Here is a 16,137-nt window from a genome sequence, read left to right as displayed (position 1 = left end):
CAAACCCGATCGACTAGCGTCACTCCCAAAGCTTGGTAGTAGTTCGCGGTGTCATAACCGGTGACCCTTTCTTGATTACTGCATTCTGGTGGGCGGTGAGGAATTCGAATCCCCGACCCCTTGGATGTCGACCAAGTATTCTAACCAGCTGAACTAACCGCCCGTAAAACTTTTTTATCGATCACCAACTGCGTGATCACCTGCTGAAAACTGCTTGCTGCAAAATTCTGGTGGGCGGTGAGGAATTCGAATCCCCGACCCCTTGGATGTCGACCAAGTATTCTAACCAGCTGAACTAACCGCCCCGAAGACCAGCATTATAGAGAGGCTTTTCCGGAATGACAAGGGCTGTTTTACAGGAAACTTTAACATTTCCCGGGCGTCAGCCGTTTTGGCCGGCGGCATGCCGATGAACAGCGAATGCCGTTAAAATCGTCGCATGAACTCCACCTTATCATCGACCTTGTTAACCTGGCTCAAAACCCTGAGCCGCATCTGCGGTTTTGAAACGGCCGATTCCTTCCCGCCCGGCCATCCGTATGCGCGCACGCACTGGGATGCCGCCTATTTCGATATCGCCTCCGACGTGAAGCCGGACGAGATCGAACGGCGCCTGTGCGCGGCCATCAGCAACACGCCCAGCGTGTTTGCCTATATCACCAATCCCACGCCGCGCATGCAGCGCGCCCTGCTGAACATGATTCATGACCGGCTGCGGCGCCAGCCCGGCGCGGGCGCCACCGACCTGGTGCTGCTGCTGATCCAGGCCTACGACAGCCCGCACATCATGGAAGCCGTGCCGGGCCTGCGTGCACTGATACGCGACACCGAACAGGAAGCGACCAATCCAAGGGTGCACGCGATACTGGAGTTACTGATCGGCACGCCGCGTGGCATCGATGTGATCGATATGCCTGGCTAACGGAAATTTGTCGGAAAGTAGCGCGCGCGCAAGCGCATGAACGGTGTTTCCACCAGTGCATACAGCAGCCAGCCAGTGACGATGCTGACGGCAATCATTACCAGCACCGCCGGCAGGCCGTCCGGTGCATAACCGTAACCTTGCAAAACGGGACTGAGCAAGACGCACAGCTGCTTGTGCAGCAGGTAAATCGCATACGACCACAGGGCCAGGCTGGCCGCGCCCGGCACACGCACCTTGTACAAGGCACTGCCCGGACTCAGGGCCGCCACCAGCAGCAAGCTGAAGCTGATGGCCAGCGCCGGATAGCCCAGCACGGTGACCCAGTAATCGAAGTGATGATGGAAGAACAGCGTCAGCATCGACGCCGCACCGGCCAGGCCGGCCAGCAAGGTGCGGTTGCCATGCGAGGTGATGCGCGACCAGGCGGCCGGATGATAATTCTTCAGCAGCGCCAGTGCCACGCCCGCCACCAGTTCATCGAAGCGGCACCACGAGGCATAGTAGATGTACTTGTAGTAGCCCATGCCGCCGCGCGGCACTTGCACATATTCGTCCCACAGATAAGCACGCACCAGCATGCCGGCCGCGAAACTGGCGGCCACGGCCACCCAGGCCCACAGCAAGGACTTGCGGCAGGCGGCGATCAGCAGCGCCACCGCTGGCAGCAATACATAGAACTGCTCTTCCACGCACAGCGACCAGGCATGCGAAAAGGCCGTGCCCGGCGTCAGGTTGATATTTTGCGTAAAGGTAAGGAATTTCCACAGCGGCAGCAACGCATAATCGCCACGAAAGGCCGGCCACAGGTAATACAGCGCCAGCACAAAATAGAAACTGGGCAAGGTGCGCAGGAAACGGCGCGCATAGAAATGTGGCAGAGAAAAACCCTGCTTGCTGCGCAGCGCCGCAAGGATCTGGTTACCGATCAGATAGCCGCTGAGCGCAAAGAACAGGTCGACGCCGGTCCAGCCTATCTGCCCCCAGAAACCGAACACCCCGGCGCTGACGAACAACTCGTAATGATTGGTAAAGACCAGCACGATGGCCAGCGCACGCAAGGTGTCGAGGCCGTACAAACGGGGAGTCAGGGGAGAACCAGTCATGGGCATCGCAACAAAAGCGGACAATGGCGCCGATCATGCCACGCGGAAGCGCCGCCTGCCCACATTTTTCAACGGCGGCGGCCGCGAATGCCGCTAAAATATGGCGACCCGTTTTTCACAGAGGAAACCAGCATGAGCAGCGCACTCCACTTCAACTCCATCAACTACACGGGCCAGGGCAGCGGCCCGCGCCTGATCGTGACCGGCGCCGTGCACGGCAATGAAACCTGCGGCACCAAGGGCATACGGCGCGTGATGGCGGAAATCGACAGCGGCGCCCTGCCCATCCTGGCCGGCAGCGTGACTTTTGTGCCGATCACCAATCCGCTGGCCTACGCCAAGGGCGTGCGCAGCGGCGACCGCAACCTGAACCGCAACCTGTTCCCCAACGACAACCCTCAAGATTTCGAAGACCGCATCGCCAACTGGCTGTGCCCGCTGCTGGGCCAGCATGACGTGCTGCTCGACTTGCACTCATTCAATGCCGACAGCCAGCCTTTCGTGATGGTCGGCCCGCGCAACAACGACGGTCCGCTGCAACCATTCCAGCATGAAGAGAAGGAACGCGCACTGGCGCGCCGCCTGGGCGTGCGCCGCTTTGTCGATGGCTGGCTGCAAACCTATGGCGCGGGCGTGCAGCGCCGCCTGGCCGGCAGCGACCAGGTCGGCCTGGTCCTGCGCTACGGCGTCGGCACCACCGAATACATGCGCTCGACAGGCGGCTATGCGCTGACCCTGGAATGCGGCCAGCATGCCGACCCGGCCGCGCCCGATGTTGCCTACCGCGCCATCATGAATACCCTGGCATTCCTGGGTTTGATCGATGCGCCGCAGCCGGTGCCAATTGCCGACGCCGACATGGAAGCGCTGAACATGGTGGTGGTGCACGACAAGCTCGACGCCAACGACCGCTTCATCAAGACCTGGTCCAGCTTTGACACCGTCAAGGAAGGTGAGCAGATCGGCGTGCGTGCCGACGGCACGCCCGTGACGGCCGAGTTCGACGCGTATATCCTGTTCCCGGATGTCAACGCGGCGGCCAATGCCGAGTGGTACTACCTGGCGCGCGTCAGCCCCAGTTTCTGATACGACAAGCGCCGTCCGCAGCAGCCATCCTTATTTCAGGACATGCTGCGGATAATACAATTCGTAGTACCAGGGATAGGACCGCTCGATCTGTTGCTGGATGCGTGGCGGGATGGCATGCGGTTTCGGCTTGCTCATGCTTGTGGCCTGGGTGTGGGTGTATTTCATGCGGTAGTGGCTGTCGCTTTCACGCACGCCGGTCTTCAAATTGAGTGGATCGATCTCGAACGGCGCCAGGCCCAGCCACGCATACAAGTGCGACATGCAGGCCACCGGCTGCTCGACCAGGTCTTCGAAACGCACGAAATACAGCCGTTGTTGCACTGCAAAAGGCAAGTCGGTCACGGCATGGATCGACATCAAAGGCGCGCCGATGGTGCGGTCCTTGGAAAACAGCAGGTCGGCACGGCCCAGGCGGTCATAGTCGGCCAGGTGATCGATAAAATCGAGCAAGATGGTACGCTGGTGCTGCGCCTCGATCGAGCCATAGATCTGCCCCAGTTCACGTACGCACACCACCAGTTTGGCTTCCGGCGCCAGCTTGAGCAGCATTTCGACCGCATGCAGCCAGCCGCGGTTCTTGTCGACCACGGCCTGCTTGCCGCTATCCTGATACCAGCCGCGCAAATAGCCACGCATCGCCGATTCCAGGTGGCCATAACTCGACGCAAACGATTGATCGAGCTGGGACAGGAAAAACTGGTCGTCGCTGACCATGCGCCGCATGCCCAGCAAGGTATTGCATAGAGGCGAGCTGTTGCCTTCACAATAGACATCGGGATGCTGCGCCAGCAATTGACAAACCAGGGTCGAGCCGGCGCGCGGCAAGCCCGCCACACCGATAAAATCAGGCATCACGGCATCGATCTCCATACAGTAGGCAGTCGGTACAAGGCAAGCTTAATGCCCGACCGACTTTGAAAACAGGTTAATCACCAGCACGCCGGCAATGATCAGGCCCAGGCCGATCAGTGCCGGCGCGTCCAGGCTTTGCTTGAACCAGAACCAGCCCACGGCGGAAATGAGCACGATGCCCACGCCCGACCAGATCGCATAGACGATGCCGGTCGGTATCACTTTCAAGGTCAGCGACAGGCACCAGAAAGCAATGCCGTAACCGATCACCGTGATCACGCTGGGCCACAGGCGGCTGAAACCCTCGGACGCCTTGAGGGCACTGGTGGCGATCACTTCGGCAACGATGGCGATCGCCAGCAAAAAATACGTCATGGCCAGGCTCATGCAGGCGTCCTTGAGGGGTGTTTATTGCGGGCTGAGCAGTTTCAGGCCCAGGATGCCGCAGACGATCAGTGCGATGCAGGCGATGCGCGCCGCGCCGGCCGGCTCGCCCAGCACCATCATGCCAAAGATGGCGGTGCCGACGGTGCCGATGCCGGTCCAGATCGCGTACGCGGTGCCCAGCGGCAAAGTGCGCAAGGCCAGGCCCAGCATCACGATGCTGCCCAGCATGGCCGCCAGGGTCAGGGCGGACGGTAACCAGCGGGTAAAGCCGGCGCTGTATTTCAGGCCGATGGCCCATGCCACTTCCAGCAAACCAGCCAATACAAGAATAATCCAAGCCATATAGTTCTCCTGAGGGTGGCAGGGTCGTCCCCGCCATGCAGCCCCATCATCGAGCAGGGTCGTCCCCACAGGAGCAAAATGGCAGTATAGCATTGGCTAGTATTGTTGCTCTATGCAAAAAACCCCTCTTTCCCGCCGCTTGCACGATAATCAACATCCTTAATATTGCCTCGGGAATAATCATGTTGATGCTGGCCCAGATCCTTACCGCCCTGATCCTGCTGCTGCACGTGTATATCGTGCTGCTTGAAACCGTGCTGTTCGATTCGCGCGGGCGCAAGGCGTTTGCGCTCAGCAAGGAAAAAGCCGAGATCGTGCGGCCCGCCATGTCCAACCAGGGCTGCTACAACGGCTTCCTGGTGGCCGCGCTGGCAGTGGGCTTTTTGCACCCGGACGCCGCCATCGCCCACGCCTTCACCATCTACGGCCTGGCCTGCATCGCCGTGGCCGGCGTGTGGGGCGCGGCTACCGTCAAGAAAAGCATCTTGTACCTGCAAACCGTGCCGGCCGTGATCGCCCTGCTGCTGCATCACTTCGCCTGATCCTTCGTTTGGCCGCGCGCGCGGCCAGCAGCCTTTTTATTTATATCGTAATATGACGATATTGAAATCCGAAAGGCCCGATACATCATGGACATCGACGCCATCCACAAGGCGCTGGCCAATCCCGTGCGGCGGCAGATCCTGCAATGGCTGAAAGAGCCGCAGCAGCATTTCATCGAGCAATCGCTGCCGCTCGACATGGGCGTGTGCGCCGGCCTGATCGACCGCCGGCTGGGACTGTCGCAATCGACCGTCTCGGCTCATCTTGCCACCTTGCAAAAGGCCGGGCTGGTGTCGACCAAAAAGGTCGGGCAATGGAGTTTTTTCAAGCGTGACGAGGCGGCCATCCAGGCGTTTCTGGAACAACTGCAGCAAAGTTTGTGATACACGGCAGCGACAATACGACCATTCTGGCAACCCACAAGGAAAACACCATGACCACTCTTTTCGACCCGATTACCATCGGCAGCCTGCAACTGAAAAACCGCATCATCATGGCGCCGCTGACGCGCTCGCGCGCCAACAATCCTGGCCGCGTGCCGAACGCGCTGATGGCCGAATATTATGTGCAGCGCGCCTCTGCCGGCCTGATCATTTCGGAAGCGACGGCCGTCACGCCACAAGGCGTGGGCTATGCCGATACGCCGGGCATCTGGTCCGATGAGCAGGTGGAAGGCTGGAAAGTGGTCACCGACGCCGTGCATGCGGCCGGCGGCAAGATCGTGCTGCAACTGTGGCATGTGGGGCGCATTTCGGCGCCCCTTTTCCTCGACGGCGACCTGCCCGTGGCGCCGAGCGCCATCAAGCCGGCCGGCCATGTCAGCCTGGTGCGCCCGATGCAGGAATACGTGACGCCACGCGCGCTCGATACCGAAGAAATCCCCGGCATCGTGGCGGCCTACCGCAAGGGTGCGGAAAACGCGAAAAAAGCCGGCTTTGACGGCGTGGAAGTGCACGGCGCGAATGGTTACCTGCTGGACCAGTTCCTGCAAGACAGCACCAACCAGCGCAGCGACAACTACGGTGGCTCGATCGAGAACCGCGCGCGCCTGATGCTGGAAGTGACCGATGCCTGTATCGCCGTGTGGGGCGCCGACAAGGTCGGCATGCACCTGGCGCCGCGCCGCGATTCGCACGACGTGGGCGACTCCACGCCACGCGAGACCTTCGGCTATGTAGCGCGCGAACTGGGCAAGCGCGGCATCGCCTTTATCTGTGCGCGCGAAGCGCTGGGCGACGACCGTCTCGGTCCTTACCTGAAGGAACAATTCGGCGGCGTGTATATCGCCAATGAAAAAATGGACAAGGCCGCCGCCCAGGCGCTGCTGGACAAGGGCGAGGCCGATGCCGTGGCCTTCGGCCTGTGGTTCATCGCCAACCCGGACCTGCCGGTGCGCCTGCGCAGCGATGCACCGCTGAACCCGCTGGACGCCGCCACCCTCTACGCCCCGGCCGCCGCCGGCTACACCGACTACCCGGCGCTGGCCTGATCAGTAGCGTGATGGCGTGCGCGGCGGCGGTGCTTGCCGCCGCGCCGCTGCACTGCCGAGGATGCGGTAAATAATTTCCACTGGCACATGGTGCTCTTTCAGGTAGGCGGTGGCGACCGTCCTGCCCAGCACCTTGTGAAATTCCACGCCCTGCTCCACCAGTTCTGCGGTCGCGGTATCGCTGCGGCTGTTGCCATCGCCGGTATCATCCCTGCTTGATGTGCTCTGCATCATGCCTCCCATGTTCAAAATGTCATCGGCAGCCGGACTGCCAGCGGGCCACCGGGTCAACCTCCGGTCGCCTTTTTACCTGACAATCTGGTAAGACCACGGCCAGCGCATTTGGTGCGATGCAACTGCACCGATGCACAAAAAAACAACACCACAGGGGCAAGCGACGGCAACAGCGCTATCCTGATCAAAGGCCAGGCTCGCATTGCTTGTCGGGGCCGGCGCATGCGGCTAGAATGCCTGCGCGGTTTTTTGCTGTGTAGAAACTGTCCGTGCGCAGGCCCACGCAATCACACAGCCACACCAGACAAGGACAGCAATGGAAGACCACTATATCGCGCCGGACGATTTGCCCACCTGGCGCCGCCGCAGCGCCTTGCGCGTGCTGCACCTGTTCGGCTGGCGCCTGCGCTTTCGTCCCCTGCCCGGCCCGCGCGGCATCGTGGTGGTCTACCCGCATACCTCGAACTGGGATTTTCCGATCGGCCTGTTCGGCAAGTGGGCGCTGGACCTGCCGTTTCGCTGGCTGGCAAAAGACTCGCTGTTCCGTGGCCCGCTGGGAAAATTCATGCGCTACCTGGGCGGCGAGCCGGTCGACCGCAGCACCACCAGCGGCACCACCCTTCGCCAGGCCGAGCGCATGCTGGCGGCCGACTGGTACTGGCTGGCAATTACGCCGGAAGCGACACGCAGCTACCGGCCGAACTGGCGCAGCGGCTTTTATCACCTGGCGCTGGCGGCCAAGGTGCCGCTGGTGCTGGTGTATATCGACTACCCCAGCAAGGTGCTGGGGGTGGTCGACCATCTATATCTGACGGGCGACAAGGAGGCCGACATGGCGGCAATTGCCGCCGTGTATGCGGGGCATCAGGGCTTGCATCCTGAAAATGCGGCGCCGATTGTGCTATCGGAAAAACGCCCCGGTTAACCTCTAATTCATTCCCATCATGACAAGGCCGGCCGCCGTGATGGCCGCGCCGGCGACCCGCAATACCCGCTCGGCCATCACCTGGCCGGCAAACCGGCCTGCCATCAGCAGCATGCCGGATGCCAGCATGAAGCCAAAGGCGGCCGAGGCCGCCGGCAACTCATGGCCATGCGCATTGCCATGCGCGACAGCAAAAATCCCCACCAGGCTCATGCCCAGCCAGTTCGGCAGCGCCAGCGCCAGGGCAATCGCCAGGCCGGTCAGCGCGACGGTGGCGGCAATGCCCATCTCCAGGCCGGAGGTACCCAGCCCGGCCATGCCGGCCAGGGCGCCGAGCAGCATCATGCCCAGGAAAGTGACCGGCTGCGCCAGGCCGCGCCGCTGCTGGCCGCCCCAGATGCCCACGCCCAGCATCGCCAGCAGATGGTCGATGCCCGTGAACGGATGGGCCAGGCCGGCCAGGAAACCGGCCGTTTCAGCATGGCCAGGATGGGCCATGGCCGGCAGCGCCAGCAGGGAAAGCGTGGCCAGTACAAAGGTGTGTTTCAGGGAACGGACAGTCATTGCATCTCCTTGCCTTGTTGATCGAGCAAACCTTGCTCGCGTATGAAATCGATCACGGCCTGCACGCCGTCGCCGCTGCGCAGGTTGGTAAATACAAACGGCCGGCTGCCGCGCTGCTGTTTGGCGTCGCGCGCCATCACATCCAGGTCCGCGCCCACGTGCGGCGCCAGGTCGGTCTTGTTGATGATGAGCAAGTCCGAGCGCGTGATGCCGGGGCCGCCCTTGCGCGGAATCTTTTCGCCGCCCGCCACGTCGATCACGTAAATCGTCAGGTCCGACAATTCCGGGCTGAAGGTGGCCGCCAGGTTATCGCCGCCCGATTCGACCAGGATCAGGTCCAGGTTCGGGAAATCAGCCTGCATGCGCGCGATCGCTTCGAGGTTGATCGAGGCGTCTTCGCGGATCGCCGTGTGCGGGCAGCCGCCCGTCTCCACGCCCATCAGGCGCTCGGCCGGCAAGGCGCCGGCGCGCAGCAGGATCTCCATGTCCTCCTTGGTATAGATGTCATTCGTGATGACGGCCATGTCATAGCGTTCGCGCATGCCCTTGCACAGCATTTCGCACAGGGCCGTCTTGCCGGAGCCGACCGGCCCGCCGATGCCCACGCGCAGCGGATTGGAAGTTATCGATGTCATGTTTTCAGTCTCTCATTGTAGTATTCAGGAGCGGTACAGCCGGCTGTACTGCACTTCGTGCCGCATTGACAGCAGCGACAGGCCAGGCGTCCAGTTACCCATTTCGTCGTCCTGCAAGCTCTGCGCCGTCAAGGCCGCCGCCTCCAGTTCGGCGCGCAGCGACAGCAGCAGGCGCTGCCCGGCGACCTGCCCCAGCGGCACCGATTTGACGCACACCAGCACCTGGTTTTCGGCCCAGGCAAACAGCATCGCCAGCAAGGCTTCCTCGCGCGGAATTCCCAGCGCCGCCACCGCGCAGGCATACGCCGTCGGCAGCGCCACTTCCGGCTCGCTTTGCAACATGGTCATCAGCGGGCCGTCGGCCACGCCCAGTTCGCCCAGGAGCTTGGTCAGCGAATAGCCCATCTGGATGGTCTCGGCGCGAAACTCCGCCGTATCGCGCGAAGCGATAAAGCGCTCGCTCCAGCGCCGCACGCTGTCGAAGTCCTGCTGTTCGAAGGCCTGCATCAAACGCCAGCACAAGGGCGCTTCCCAGCGCGCCACCACACCAGCCAGGTGCTCGGCGATCCAGTGGCGGGCCGTGGCCGCGTCGCGCACGGTACCGCTTTCGAGCGCCGCTTCCAGCCCCTGCGAATAGCTGTAGGCGCCGATCGGCAGGGCCGGGCTGGCGAACTGCAGCACGTGCAGCAGCGCGGAGGCCTGCATCAGGCGGCGTCGCCGGGACGGTGGATCTTCTGGCGCAGCGGCACCGGCGCGAGCAGATGCTGGCCGTGCTCGTGATGGCCATGGCCGCCGCCGTAGGCGCCCGCCTCCGGCTCGAACGGCGCGCTTTCTTCCGTCACGGTCGCCTGCAGGCCTTCCAGCATCTCCTTCAAGACCGCATCCTTGCGGATGCGCAGGAAGCCATCGCCCACCTGCGCCTGCGTGTGGCGGTTGCCGAGGTGGAAAGCGCAGCGCAGCAGGGTATGCGCATCCGCGCAGCGCACCAGATAGGTCGGCTCGCGCGCGGCGACGATCCGCACCACGCGGCCGTCCGGCCCCGTCATCAGTTCGCCGTCGCGCAGCACCGTGCCGCGCACCGTGAATACGGCCGCTTCCTCGCCGGTGGACAAGGTGGCGCGCAGCCTGCATTTTTCGCGCTGGTCGTACGGCAGGACGAGTTGCCCGATGATGGTGTGGCTATCGTTCTCAGCCAGTTTGGTATGCAAGGTAAGCATGTGTCTCCTGCTTAAAATAGAAAATAGCGCTGCGCCATCGGCAAGCTGACCGCCGCTTCGCACACCAGCAGCTGGCCGTCGGCGCGCACGGCGTAGGTTTCCGGGTCCACCTCCATGTGCGGCGTGGCGCTGTTATGGATCATGTCGCGCTTGCGCAGGCCGCGCATGTTTTTCACCGCGATCAACGATTTATTGAGTTTCAGCTGATGGCCGATATCGAGGTCGTAGGCGGCCTGCGAGACGAACGTAAACGACTTTTTCAGGCCGCCGCCAAAGGCGCCGAACATCATCCGGTAGTGCACCGGCTGCGGCGTCGGGATCGACGCATTCGGGTCGCCCATCTGCGCCGCCGCGATCATGCCGCCTTTTAAAATCATCGATGGCTTGACGCCGAAAAAGGCCGGCTTCCACAGCACGATATCGGCGATCTTGCCCGGTTCAAGCGAACCGACCACATGCGAGATGCCATGCGTGATGGCCGGATTGATGGTGTACTTGGCGATATAGCGCTTGACGCGGAAATTGTCGTTGCGGCTGCTGTCCGGTGACAGCGAGCCGCGCTGCACCTTCATCTTGTGCGCCGTCTGCCAGGTGCGCATGATCACTTCGCCGACCCGGCCCATCGCCTGCGAGTCGGACGACATCATCGAAATCGCCCCCAGGTCATGCAAAATGTCTTCGGCGGCAATCGTCTCGCGGCGGATGCGCGACTCGGCAAAGGCCACGTCTTCGGCAATCGCCGGATCCAGGTGATGGCACACCATCAGCATGTCCAGGTGTTCGTCAAGCGTGTTGACGGTAAACGGGCGGGTCGGATTGGTCGACGACGGCAGCACGTTGGCTTGCCCGACGGCGGCAATGATGTCCGGCGCATGGCCGCCGCCCGCCCCTTCCGTGTGAAAAGTGTGGATGGTGCGGTCCTTGAAGGCGGCCAGGGTGTGCTCCAGGAAGCCGCCTTCGTTGAGCGTATCGCTGTGCAGCGCCACCTGGATATCCATGCGGTCGGCCACCGACAGGCAGTTGTCGATGGCGGCCGGCGTGCTGCCCCAGTCTTCATGCAGTTTCAGGCCGATGGCGCCGGCGCGCACCTGCTCTTCGAGTGGCGTCGGCAGGCTCACGTTACCCTTGCCCATGAAGCCCAGGTTCATCGGGAACGCATCGGCCGCCGCCAGCATCGAGTGCAAGTGCCACGGTCCCGGCGTGCAGGTGGTGGCCGCCGTGCCGACGGCCGGCCCGGTGCCGCCGCCCAGCATGGTGGTCACGCCGCTCATCAGCGCTTCCTCGATCTGCTGCGGGCAGATGAAGTGAATGTGGGTGTCGACCCCGCCGGCCGTGACAATCATGCCTTCGCCGGCGATGATCTCGGTGGCGCCGCCAATCGCCAGGGTCACTCCAGGCTGGATGTCGGGGTTGCCCGCCTTGCCGATGCCAAAAATCAAACCGTTCTTCAGGCCGATATCGGCTTTCACGATACCCCAGTGATCGACAATGACGGCGTTGGTGATAACGGTATCCATCACCTCGGCCGCATTGCGCTGCGACTGGCCCATGCCATCGCGGATCACCTTGCCGCCGCCGAATTTCACTTCTTCGCCATAAATCGCGTAATCGTGTTCGACTTCGATGAACAATTCCGTGTCGGCCAGGCGGATGCGGTCGCCCTTGGTCGGGCCGAACATTTCGGCATAGGCGCTGCGGGGAATACTGGCCATCTCAATCCTTTCCGGGTGGAGTATCTTTCAATTCGCCCATGACTTCGCCATTGAAGCCGAATACCTTGCGCTCGCCCGCCAGCGCCACCAATTCCACCGTGCGCTGCTGGCCCGGTTCGAAGCGCACGGCGGTGCCGGCGGCGATATTGAGGCGCATGCCATAGGCGCGCCAGCGCTCGAACGACAGCGCCGGGTTGACTTCGAAAAAATGAAAATGCGAGCCGACCTGTATCGGCCGGTCGCCGCGATTGGCCACCACCACGGTTGCCGTGGTACGGCCCGCGTTAATGCTGATTTCGCCTTCTTCCAATCTGTATTCGCCTGGGATCATGTCCGGCTCCTGTAAAAATGCTGAGGTAACTACGGTATCGGGTTGTGCACGGTAACGAGCTTGCTGCCATCGGGGAATGTTGCCTCGACCTGGATGTCGGGGATCATTTCAGCGATGCCGTCCATCACGTCGTCGCGCGTGAGGATCTGCGCGCCGTCCGACATCAGCTGCGCCACCGACTTGCCGTCGCGCGCGCCTTCCATGATGGCCGCGCTGATCAGCGCCACCGCTTCCGGATAATTGAGTTTCAGGCCGCGCGCCAGGCGCCGCTCGGCCAGCAGCGAGGCGGTAAAAATGAGCAGCTTGTCTTTTTCACGTGGTGTCAGATCCATGGTTGTCCTTTGTAGATTCAGGTATTCCAGATGCGGGGCACTGCCGCCGCGCGCCCCAGCAGGGCCGGGCGCAGCAGCTGCCACGCCAGCAGCATCACGCGCCGCGCCGCCTCGCTGTCGCCGCACAGCAGGCGCACCACCAGCACCGATTTCATTTGCGTCGCGCCAAACTGCGCACCCTCGGGCACGGCCAGTTCGCGCAGCGCCGCCAGCACCGCTGCCGGCAACGGCGCGCCAACCGCCAGCAAGGTCGCGCACACGGTATGGCCGGCCATGCCCAGCGCGCCCTGCATCAAGGGTCCGCCGGCAGCCAGCACGCCCTGCTCCCACCACAGCAGCTTGCCGCCGCGGCGGATCTGCGTGTGCTGGCTGATGCTGCCCGTATTGAATGATTCGCCCGAGGCGCTGCGGCCCAGGCAAACGATATCGAGACCGAGGTAACTGGCGTCTTGTGCCAGCTCCACCTCATGGCGCAGGCGTACGCAAGCCTGGTCGAAGAAAATGCTTTCTTGCGGCAGCCATTCGATGGAAGCGCCTGCGCCGGCGCGCAGCACGATATGCTGGCCCGAGACATGGCCATTGGCGCGGTACCACTTGGCCGCTCCGGGCGAAGTGAGCAAGGCGTGCGCCCCATCGCCCACCGTGGCGTCCACTGCCAACTGGTCGCCACCGACCACGCCGCCCGGCGGATGCACGATGATCGCGTGGCAGACCGCATCACCTTCCGGATACAGCGGCTTTTGTACCCGCAGCGGCCCGTTGTGGCGGCGCTCGACCAGGCGGCTGACCTGACCGTGCAAGGCAAAACCCAGGGTCAGCTGCGCCTGCCACGGCCCGTGGGAGGGCTCGGCAACGGTCGAAGAGATGGCGGTGGTGCAGTCGGGCATGGCAGGCGCTTGGCTAAGCTGGTCAATAAGCCTTGTCAAAGCACAATGCATGCCAATGCCGGGAGCGCCAGCAGGAGTGCAGCGGTGAGTATGCTGCACCACCGTGCAGCATACGCACCATCACGGTGCGCCTGCTGCACACTGCAGCACAGTCAGGCACGCGATGCCGGTCCCGCCTGCCCATCACCCGGCGATATAGGCGGCCAGCTCATCGGGCGTGCCGGTCGGAAACGCCTGCCGCAGATAGTCCAGGAAGGCCGAGACGCGCGCGCTGAGCAGGCGGCGCGACGGGTACAGCGCCCACAGCGCGGTCTCGGGGCCGTCAATGTCGCCCCAGCTGACCAGGGTTCCGGCGGCAAGGTCGCCGCTGACCAGCGACAAGGGCAGCTGCGCCGCACCGACGCCCAGCCTCACTGCATCGCGCACCATGAACAGCGACGCCAGGCACAGCACCGGTTCGATTTCGATGGTCGCCTTGCCGGCCGGCGTCAGCACATTCCAGGCGGCGCGCTCGCGGCGCGTGCCGCGTATGACGGCCGGCGCGGCACTTTTACCGTCGGGCGCCGCCAGGCCGGGCGGCGCCACCACCAGCAGCCTGTCGCGCAGGAAGACGCGGCCGACCAGGTTTTCATCGACAGCGGGATTGACTCGTATCACCAGGTCGTAAGCCTCCTCGACCATGTCGACCGGCCGGTCTTCGGTCGTCACCTCCAGCCTGACCTCGGGATATTGCAGCGCGAAGCCGGCCGCCAGTTTGCCCATTGCCGCCTGCGAAAACAGCATTGGCGCGCTGATCCGCAGCCGGCCGCGCGGACGGGTGCCGCCCTGGGCAATCGCGCCGGCCGTTTCGTCGATCTCGTTGAGCAAGACACTTGTCCGTTCATGCAGGGCCTTGCCCTCCTCGGTAAGTTTCAGCACACGCGCACCGCGCTCGAACAGGCGCAGGCCCAGGCTGCTTTCAAGTTCGACCACGCGGCGCGACAGCGTTGCCTTGGGACGCCCGGTGGCGCGCGCGGCGCGCCCCACGCCGCCGTAGCGGGCCACCAGATTGAAATCGACCAATGCCAGCAAATCCATATGTTCCACTCCTGAGACAGTATGTCTAAATATACCGGCTTTCGGCTCGCCATTGGAATGATTATGATGATCCTGTCTTTTCAACAAACCAAAGGAGCAACATCATGACCATACTTGTTACCGGTGCCACCGGCACCATCGGCCGCCACGTGATCGACCAGCTCGCCCAGCGCGGCGCCAGCGTGCGTGCCCTCGTGCGCGATCCGGCCAGGGCGGATCTCCCGGCTGGCGTCAACGTCGTCAAAGGCGACCTGATGGATCCGGATTCCCTGCGCGGCGCATACGCCGGCGTCTCCGCCCTGTTTCTGCTCAATGCCGTGACACCGGACGAATTCACCCAGGCGCTGATTGCGCTGAACCTTGCCAGGGAAGCGGGCGTCAAACACGTCGTCTACCTGTCCGTCATTCACAGCGACCGTTTCGTGAACGTGCCCCACTTCGCCGGCAAGTTCGGCGTCGAACGCATGCTCGAACAGATGGGCTTTTCCGCCACCATCCTGCGCCCGGCCTATTTCATGAACAACGAGCTGACGATACTGGACGCCGTACTGGCCCACGGCGTCTACCCGATGCCGATCGGCGCCAAAGGGCTGGCCATGGTCGATCCGCGCGACATCGGCGAGATTGCCGCCATCGAACTGCTACGTCGCGCAAACGCCAGCGGCCACCTGGCGGTCGAACGCATCAACCTGGTCGGCCCGGACACGCTGGCAGGCACGGATGCGGCCGCCATCTGGTCCGAGGTACTGGGGCGCCAGATTGTGTATGCCGGCGACGACACGGCCCGCTTCGAGCAAAACCTGCGCAACTTCATGCCAGGCTGGATGGCCTACGACATGCGCCTGATGGCCGAGCGCTTCCAGAGCGACGGCATGCTGCCGGAAGCGGGCGACGTAGCTCGCCTGACGGCCATGCTGGGACGGCCGCTGCGCAACTACCGCGATTACGTCGCCTCGATCGCCACACACGCAACGCCATCCATTTAATCAACGACAAGGAGTGCCATCATGATCTGTTCGACTGCCACGGTGCCGGTCAATCCGGCGGGCGAAGTTCCTTTGACACGCGCCCAGGCATGGGCCGGGCTGGTATGGAAAGCGCGCGATGCACGCCTGTTCCTGCCGCCCGGGCTATGCACACGCTGCGAGGTTGTCGAGGAAAGCGCAAGCCATATCGTGCGCGAAGCCACCATCGGCGATGCGGACCTGCGCGAAATCATCAGTTTCGACACTGGCAGCAAGGTGTCGTTCTTCCAGGCGGCGGGACCGCGCGAAGGGGTGATCGTCAACGAGTTGTTCGAGGACGCCTCAGGCGCGCTGCAGCTGAAGTTCTACTGCTATACGGGCTTGCGCGGCAAGCAGCCGAACGGCCCGGAAGAGCAGGCGGAACAGGCCTGGATGGACAGCGAACAGGGCTACAAAACCGCGCTGCTGTCGACCCTGAACCGCACGCGGGCCTTGCTCGCCGAAGGCAAGCTGTAAGGCAACAGGCGC

22 protein-coding genes and 2 tRNA genes are annotated in these 16,137 nt (G+C 63.0%); 8 read left to right on the top strand and 16 right to left on the bottom strand.

Annotated features, from left to right (window positions below; all coding sequences use genetic code 11):
- Window positions 1–86: 86 nt before the first annotated feature.
- Together AC0Z42_RS00420 and AC0Z42_RS00415 are read right to left on the bottom strand one after the other, a co-directional pair.
- Window positions 87–163: transfer RNA gene (locus AC0Z42_RS00420), tRNA-Val, on the bottom strand.
- 65 nt (window positions 164–228) lie between these two features.
- Window positions 229–305 (bottom strand) — tRNA-Val (locus AC0Z42_RS00415).
- 134 nt (window positions 306–439) lie between these two features.
- On the opposite strand from AC0Z42_RS00415, the gene AC0Z42_RS00410 reads away from it, so the two are divergent.
- Window positions 440–922 (top strand): hypothetical protein, encoded by a 483-nt coding sequence (locus AC0Z42_RS00410; RefSeq protein WP_485466263.1) that lies wholly within the window; start codon window positions 440–442, stop codon window positions 920–922.
- On the opposite strand, the gene AC0Z42_RS00405 is transcribed toward AC0Z42_RS00410, so the two are convergent.
- Window positions 919–2,028 carry an acyltransferase family protein gene (locus AC0Z42_RS00405; RefSeq protein ID WP_485466262.1) on the bottom strand — a complete coding sequence of 370 codons (1,110 nt, stop codon included), beginning with the start codon at window positions 2,026–2,028 and terminating at the stop codon, window positions 919–921. The genes AC0Z42_RS00410 and AC0Z42_RS00405 overlap by 4 nt on opposite strands.
- Before the next feature lie 132 nt (window positions 2,029–2,160).
- On the opposite strand from AC0Z42_RS00405, the gene AC0Z42_RS00400 reads away from it, so the two are divergent.
- Window positions 2,161–3,114, top strand: coding sequence for a M14 family metallopeptidase (locus AC0Z42_RS00400; protein ID WP_485466261.1), 954 nt, complete (start codon window positions 2,161–2,163; stop codon window positions 3,112–3,114).
- Between the two features lie 30 nt (window positions 3,115–3,144).
- Here AC0Z42_RS00400 and AC0Z42_RS00395 read toward each other — a convergent pair whose 3' ends face one another.
- Genes AC0Z42_RS00395 through sugE form a run of 3 tightly spaced genes read right to left on the bottom strand, consistent with a single transcriptional unit; the run spans window position 3,145 to window position 4,698 of the window.
- Complete coding sequence (locus AC0Z42_RS00395) at window positions 3,145–3,969, bottom strand: sulfotransferase family protein (RefSeq protein ID WP_485466260.1); 825 nt, start codon at window positions 3,967–3,969, stop codon at window positions 3,145–3,147.
- 45 nt (window positions 3,970–4,014) lie between these two features.
- A complete protein-coding gene (locus tag AC0Z42_RS00390; protein WP_485466759.1) occupies window positions 4,015–4,344 on the bottom strand; it encodes an SMR family transporter in 330 nt (109 codons plus the stop codon).
- A gap of 33 nt (window positions 4,345–4,377) precedes the next feature.
- The gene (sugE, locus tag AC0Z42_RS00385; protein WP_308921805.1) at window positions 4,378–4,698 is read right to left on the bottom strand and encodes a quaternary ammonium compound efflux SMR transporter SugE; all 321 of its coding nucleotides are present in this window, start codon (window positions 4,696–4,698) and stop codon (window positions 4,378–4,380) included.
- Window positions 4,699–4,880: 182 nt separating this feature from the next.
- Here sugE and AC0Z42_RS00380 point away from each other — a divergent pair, with 182 nt between their 5' ends.
- From AC0Z42_RS00380 to AC0Z42_RS00370, 3 genes are all read left to right on the top strand, one after another.
- Complete coding sequence (locus AC0Z42_RS00380) at window positions 4,881–5,240, top strand: DUF1304 domain-containing protein (protein WP_485466259.1); 360 nt, start codon at window positions 4,881–4,883, stop codon at window positions 5,238–5,240.
- Between the two features lie 87 nt (window positions 5,241–5,327).
- The gene (locus AC0Z42_RS00375) at window positions 5,328–5,624 is read left to right on the top strand and encodes an ArsR/SmtB family transcription factor (RefSeq protein WP_485466258.1); all 297 of its coding nucleotides are present in this window, start codon (window positions 5,328–5,330) and stop codon (window positions 5,622–5,624) included.
- Window positions 5,625–5,674: 50 nt separating this feature from the next.
- Window positions 5,675–6,730: an alkene reductase gene (locus AC0Z42_RS00370; RefSeq protein WP_485466257.1), complete on the top strand. Its 1,056-nt coding sequence runs from the start codon at window positions 5,675–5,677 to the stop codon at window positions 6,728–6,730.
- Here AC0Z42_RS00370 and AC0Z42_RS00365 read toward each other — a convergent pair whose 3' ends face one another.
- Window positions 6,731–6,964, bottom strand: coding sequence for a hypothetical protein (locus AC0Z42_RS00365; RefSeq protein WP_485466256.1), 234 nt, complete (start codon window positions 6,962–6,964; stop codon window positions 6,731–6,733).
- A gap of 316 nt (window positions 6,965–7,280) precedes the next feature.
- Here AC0Z42_RS00365 and AC0Z42_RS00360 point away from each other — a divergent pair, with 316 nt between their 5' ends.
- Window positions 7,281–7,889, top strand: a complete 609-nt coding sequence (locus AC0Z42_RS00360; RefSeq protein ID WP_485466255.1) for a 1-acyl-sn-glycerol-3-phosphate acyltransferase — start codon at window positions 7,281–7,283, stop codon at window positions 7,887–7,889.
- Window positions 7,890–7,892: 3 nt separating this feature from the next.
- Here AC0Z42_RS00360 and AC0Z42_RS00355 read toward each other — a convergent pair whose 3' ends face one another.
- From AC0Z42_RS00355 to AC0Z42_RS00315, 9 genes are all read right to left on the bottom strand, one after another.
- On the bottom strand, window positions 7,893–8,453 hold the full coding sequence (locus tag AC0Z42_RS00355; protein ID WP_485466254.1) for a HupE/UreJ family protein: 561 nt from the start codon (window positions 8,451–8,453) through the stop codon (window positions 7,893–7,895).
- Window positions 8,450–9,088, bottom strand: a complete 639-nt coding sequence (gene ureG / locus AC0Z42_RS00350; protein ID WP_308921818.1) for an urease accessory protein UreG — start codon at window positions 9,086–9,088, stop codon at window positions 8,450–8,452. The genes AC0Z42_RS00355 and ureG overlap by 4 nt, the downstream gene beginning before the upstream one ends.
- A gap of 24 nt (window positions 9,089–9,112) precedes the next feature.
- The gene (locus tag AC0Z42_RS00345; RefSeq protein ID WP_485466253.1) at window positions 9,113–9,793 is read right to left on the bottom strand and encodes an urease accessory protein UreF; all 681 of its coding nucleotides are present in this window, start codon (window positions 9,791–9,793) and stop codon (window positions 9,113–9,115) included.
- A complete protein-coding gene (gene ureE / locus AC0Z42_RS00340; protein WP_485466252.1) occupies window positions 9,793–10,305 on the bottom strand; it encodes an urease accessory protein UreE in 513 nt (170 codons plus the stop codon). The genes AC0Z42_RS00345 and ureE overlap by 1 nt, the downstream gene beginning before the upstream one ends.
- An 11-nt stretch (window positions 10,306–10,316) precedes the next feature.
- Window positions 10,317–12,017 carry an urease subunit alpha gene (gene ureC, locus AC0Z42_RS00335; RefSeq protein ID WP_485466251.1) on the bottom strand — a complete coding sequence of 567 codons (1,701 nt, stop codon included), beginning with the start codon at window positions 12,015–12,017 and terminating at the stop codon, window positions 10,317–10,319.
- Between the two features lies 1 nt (window position 12,018).
- The gene (locus AC0Z42_RS00330; protein ID WP_485466250.1) at window positions 12,019–12,348 is read right to left on the bottom strand and encodes an urease subunit beta; all 330 of its coding nucleotides are present in this window, start codon (window positions 12,346–12,348) and stop codon (window positions 12,019–12,021) included.
- Window positions 12,349–12,377: 29 nt separating this feature from the next.
- Window positions 12,378–12,680 (bottom strand): urease subunit gamma, encoded by a 303-nt coding sequence (locus AC0Z42_RS00325; RefSeq protein WP_308921823.1) that lies wholly within the window; start codon window positions 12,678–12,680, stop codon window positions 12,378–12,380.
- 17 nt (window positions 12,681–12,697) lie between these two features.
- The gene (locus AC0Z42_RS00320; RefSeq protein WP_485466249.1) at window positions 12,698–13,567 is read right to left on the bottom strand and encodes an urease accessory protein UreD; all 870 of its coding nucleotides are present in this window, start codon (window positions 13,565–13,567) and stop codon (window positions 12,698–12,700) included.
- A gap of 183 nt (window positions 13,568–13,750) precedes the next feature.
- The gene (locus tag AC0Z42_RS00315; protein ID WP_485466248.1) at window positions 13,751–14,644 is read right to left on the bottom strand and encodes a LysR family transcriptional regulator; all 894 of its coding nucleotides are present in this window, start codon (window positions 14,642–14,644) and stop codon (window positions 13,751–13,753) included.
- A 104-nt stretch (window positions 14,645–14,748) separates the two neighbouring features.
- On the opposite strand from AC0Z42_RS00315, the gene AC0Z42_RS00310 reads away from it, so the two are divergent.
- Together AC0Z42_RS00310 and AC0Z42_RS00305 are read left to right on the top strand one after the other, a co-directional pair.
- Entirely contained in the window at window positions 14,749–15,630 is an 882-nt protein-coding gene (locus tag AC0Z42_RS00310; RefSeq protein WP_485466247.1) for an SDR family oxidoreductase, read from the top strand.
- A 21-nt stretch (window positions 15,631–15,651) separates the two neighbouring features.
- A complete protein-coding gene (locus tag AC0Z42_RS00305) occupies window positions 15,652–16,125 on the top strand; it encodes an AtaL-like protein (RefSeq protein WP_485466246.1) in 474 nt (157 codons plus the stop codon).
- Window positions 16,126–16,137: the final 12 nt, after the last annotated feature.

This window comes from Janthinobacterium sp. 1L-D-8-B-C4 (assembly GCF_057291295.1).
The sequence above is the reverse complement of the archived record's forward strand: the minus strand, read 5'-3'. Positions and strand labels throughout refer to the sequence as shown.

Excerpts from the sequence above, each read along its gene's own strand:
- AC0Z42_RS00360 (WP_485466255.1), top strand. The coding sequence starts at position 7,281 with ATGGAAGACCACTATATCGCGCCGGACGATTTGCCCACCTGGCGCCGC.
- AC0Z42_RS00330 (WP_485466250.1), bottom strand. The coding sequence starts at position 12,348 with ATGATCCCAGGCGAATACAGATTGGAAGAAGGCGAAATCAGCATTAAC.
- AC0Z42_RS00375 (WP_485466258.1), top strand. The coding sequence starts at position 5,328 with ATGGACATCGACGCCATCCACAAGGCGCTGGCCAATCCCGTGCGGCGG.
- AC0Z42_RS00370 (WP_485466257.1), top strand. The coding sequence starts at position 5,675 with ATGACCACTCTTTTCGACCCGATTACCATCGGCAGCCTGCAACTGAAA.
- AC0Z42_RS00380 (WP_485466259.1), top strand. The coding sequence starts at position 4,881 with ATGTTGATGCTGGCCCAGATCCTTACCGCCCTGATCCTGCTGCTGCAC.
- ureE (WP_485466252.1), bottom strand. The coding sequence starts at position 10,305 with ATGCTTACCTTGCATACCAAACTGGCTGAGAACGATAGCCACACCATC.
- AC0Z42_RS00355 (WP_485466254.1), bottom strand. The coding sequence starts at position 8,453 with ATGACTGTCCGTTCCCTGAAACACACCTTTGTACTGGCCACGCTTTCC.
- AC0Z42_RS00400 (WP_485466261.1), top strand. The coding sequence starts at position 2,161 with ATGAGCAGCGCACTCCACTTCAACTCCATCAACTACACGGGCCAGGGC.
- AC0Z42_RS00345 (WP_485466253.1), bottom strand. The coding sequence starts at position 9,793 with ATGCAGGCCTCCGCGCTGCTGCACGTGCTGCAGTTCGCCAGCCCGGCC.
- ureG (WP_308921818.1), bottom strand. The coding sequence starts at position 9,088 with ATGACATCGATAACTTCCAATCCGCTGCGCGTGGGCATCGGCGGGCCG.
- AC0Z42_RS00410 (WP_485466263.1), top strand. The coding sequence starts at position 440 with ATGAACTCCACCTTATCATCGACCTTGTTAACCTGGCTCAAAACCCTG.
- sugE (WP_308921805.1), bottom strand. The coding sequence starts at position 4,698 with ATGGCTTGGATTATTCTTGTATTGGCTGGTTTGCTGGAAGTGGCATGG.
- AC0Z42_RS00405 (WP_485466262.1), bottom strand. The coding sequence starts at position 2,028 with ATGACTGGTTCTCCCCTGACTCCCCGTTTGTACGGCCTCGACACCTTG.
- AC0Z42_RS00390 (WP_485466759.1), bottom strand. The coding sequence starts at position 4,344 with ATGACGTATTTTTTGCTGGCGATCGCCATCGTTGCCGAAGTGATCGCC.
- AC0Z42_RS00365 (WP_485466256.1), bottom strand. The coding sequence starts at position 6,964 with ATGATGCAGAGCACATCAAGCAGGGATGATACCGGCGATGGCAACAGC.
- AC0Z42_RS00305 (WP_485466246.1), top strand. The coding sequence starts at position 15,652 with ATGATCTGTTCGACTGCCACGGTGCCGGTCAATCCGGCGGGCGAAGTT.
- AC0Z42_RS00315 (WP_485466248.1), bottom strand. The coding sequence starts at position 14,644 with ATGGATTTGCTGGCATTGGTCGATTTCAATCTGGTGGCCCGCTACGGC.
- ureC (WP_485466251.1), bottom strand. The coding sequence starts at position 12,017 with ATGGCCAGTATTCCCCGCAGCGCCTATGCCGAAATGTTCGGCCCGACC.
- AC0Z42_RS00320 (WP_485466249.1), bottom strand. The coding sequence starts at position 13,567 with ATGCCCGACTGCACCACCGCCATCTCTTCGACCGTTGCCGAGCCCTCC.
- AC0Z42_RS00395 (WP_485466260.1), bottom strand. The coding sequence starts at position 3,969 with ATGCCTGATTTTATCGGTGTGGCGGGCTTGCCGCGCGCCGGCTCGACC.
- AC0Z42_RS00325 (WP_308921823.1), bottom strand. The coding sequence starts at position 12,680 with ATGGATCTGACACCACGTGAAAAAGACAAGCTGCTCATTTTTACCGCC.
- AC0Z42_RS00310 (WP_485466247.1), top strand. The coding sequence starts at position 14,749 with ATGACCATACTTGTTACCGGTGCCACCGGCACCATCGGCCGCCACGTG.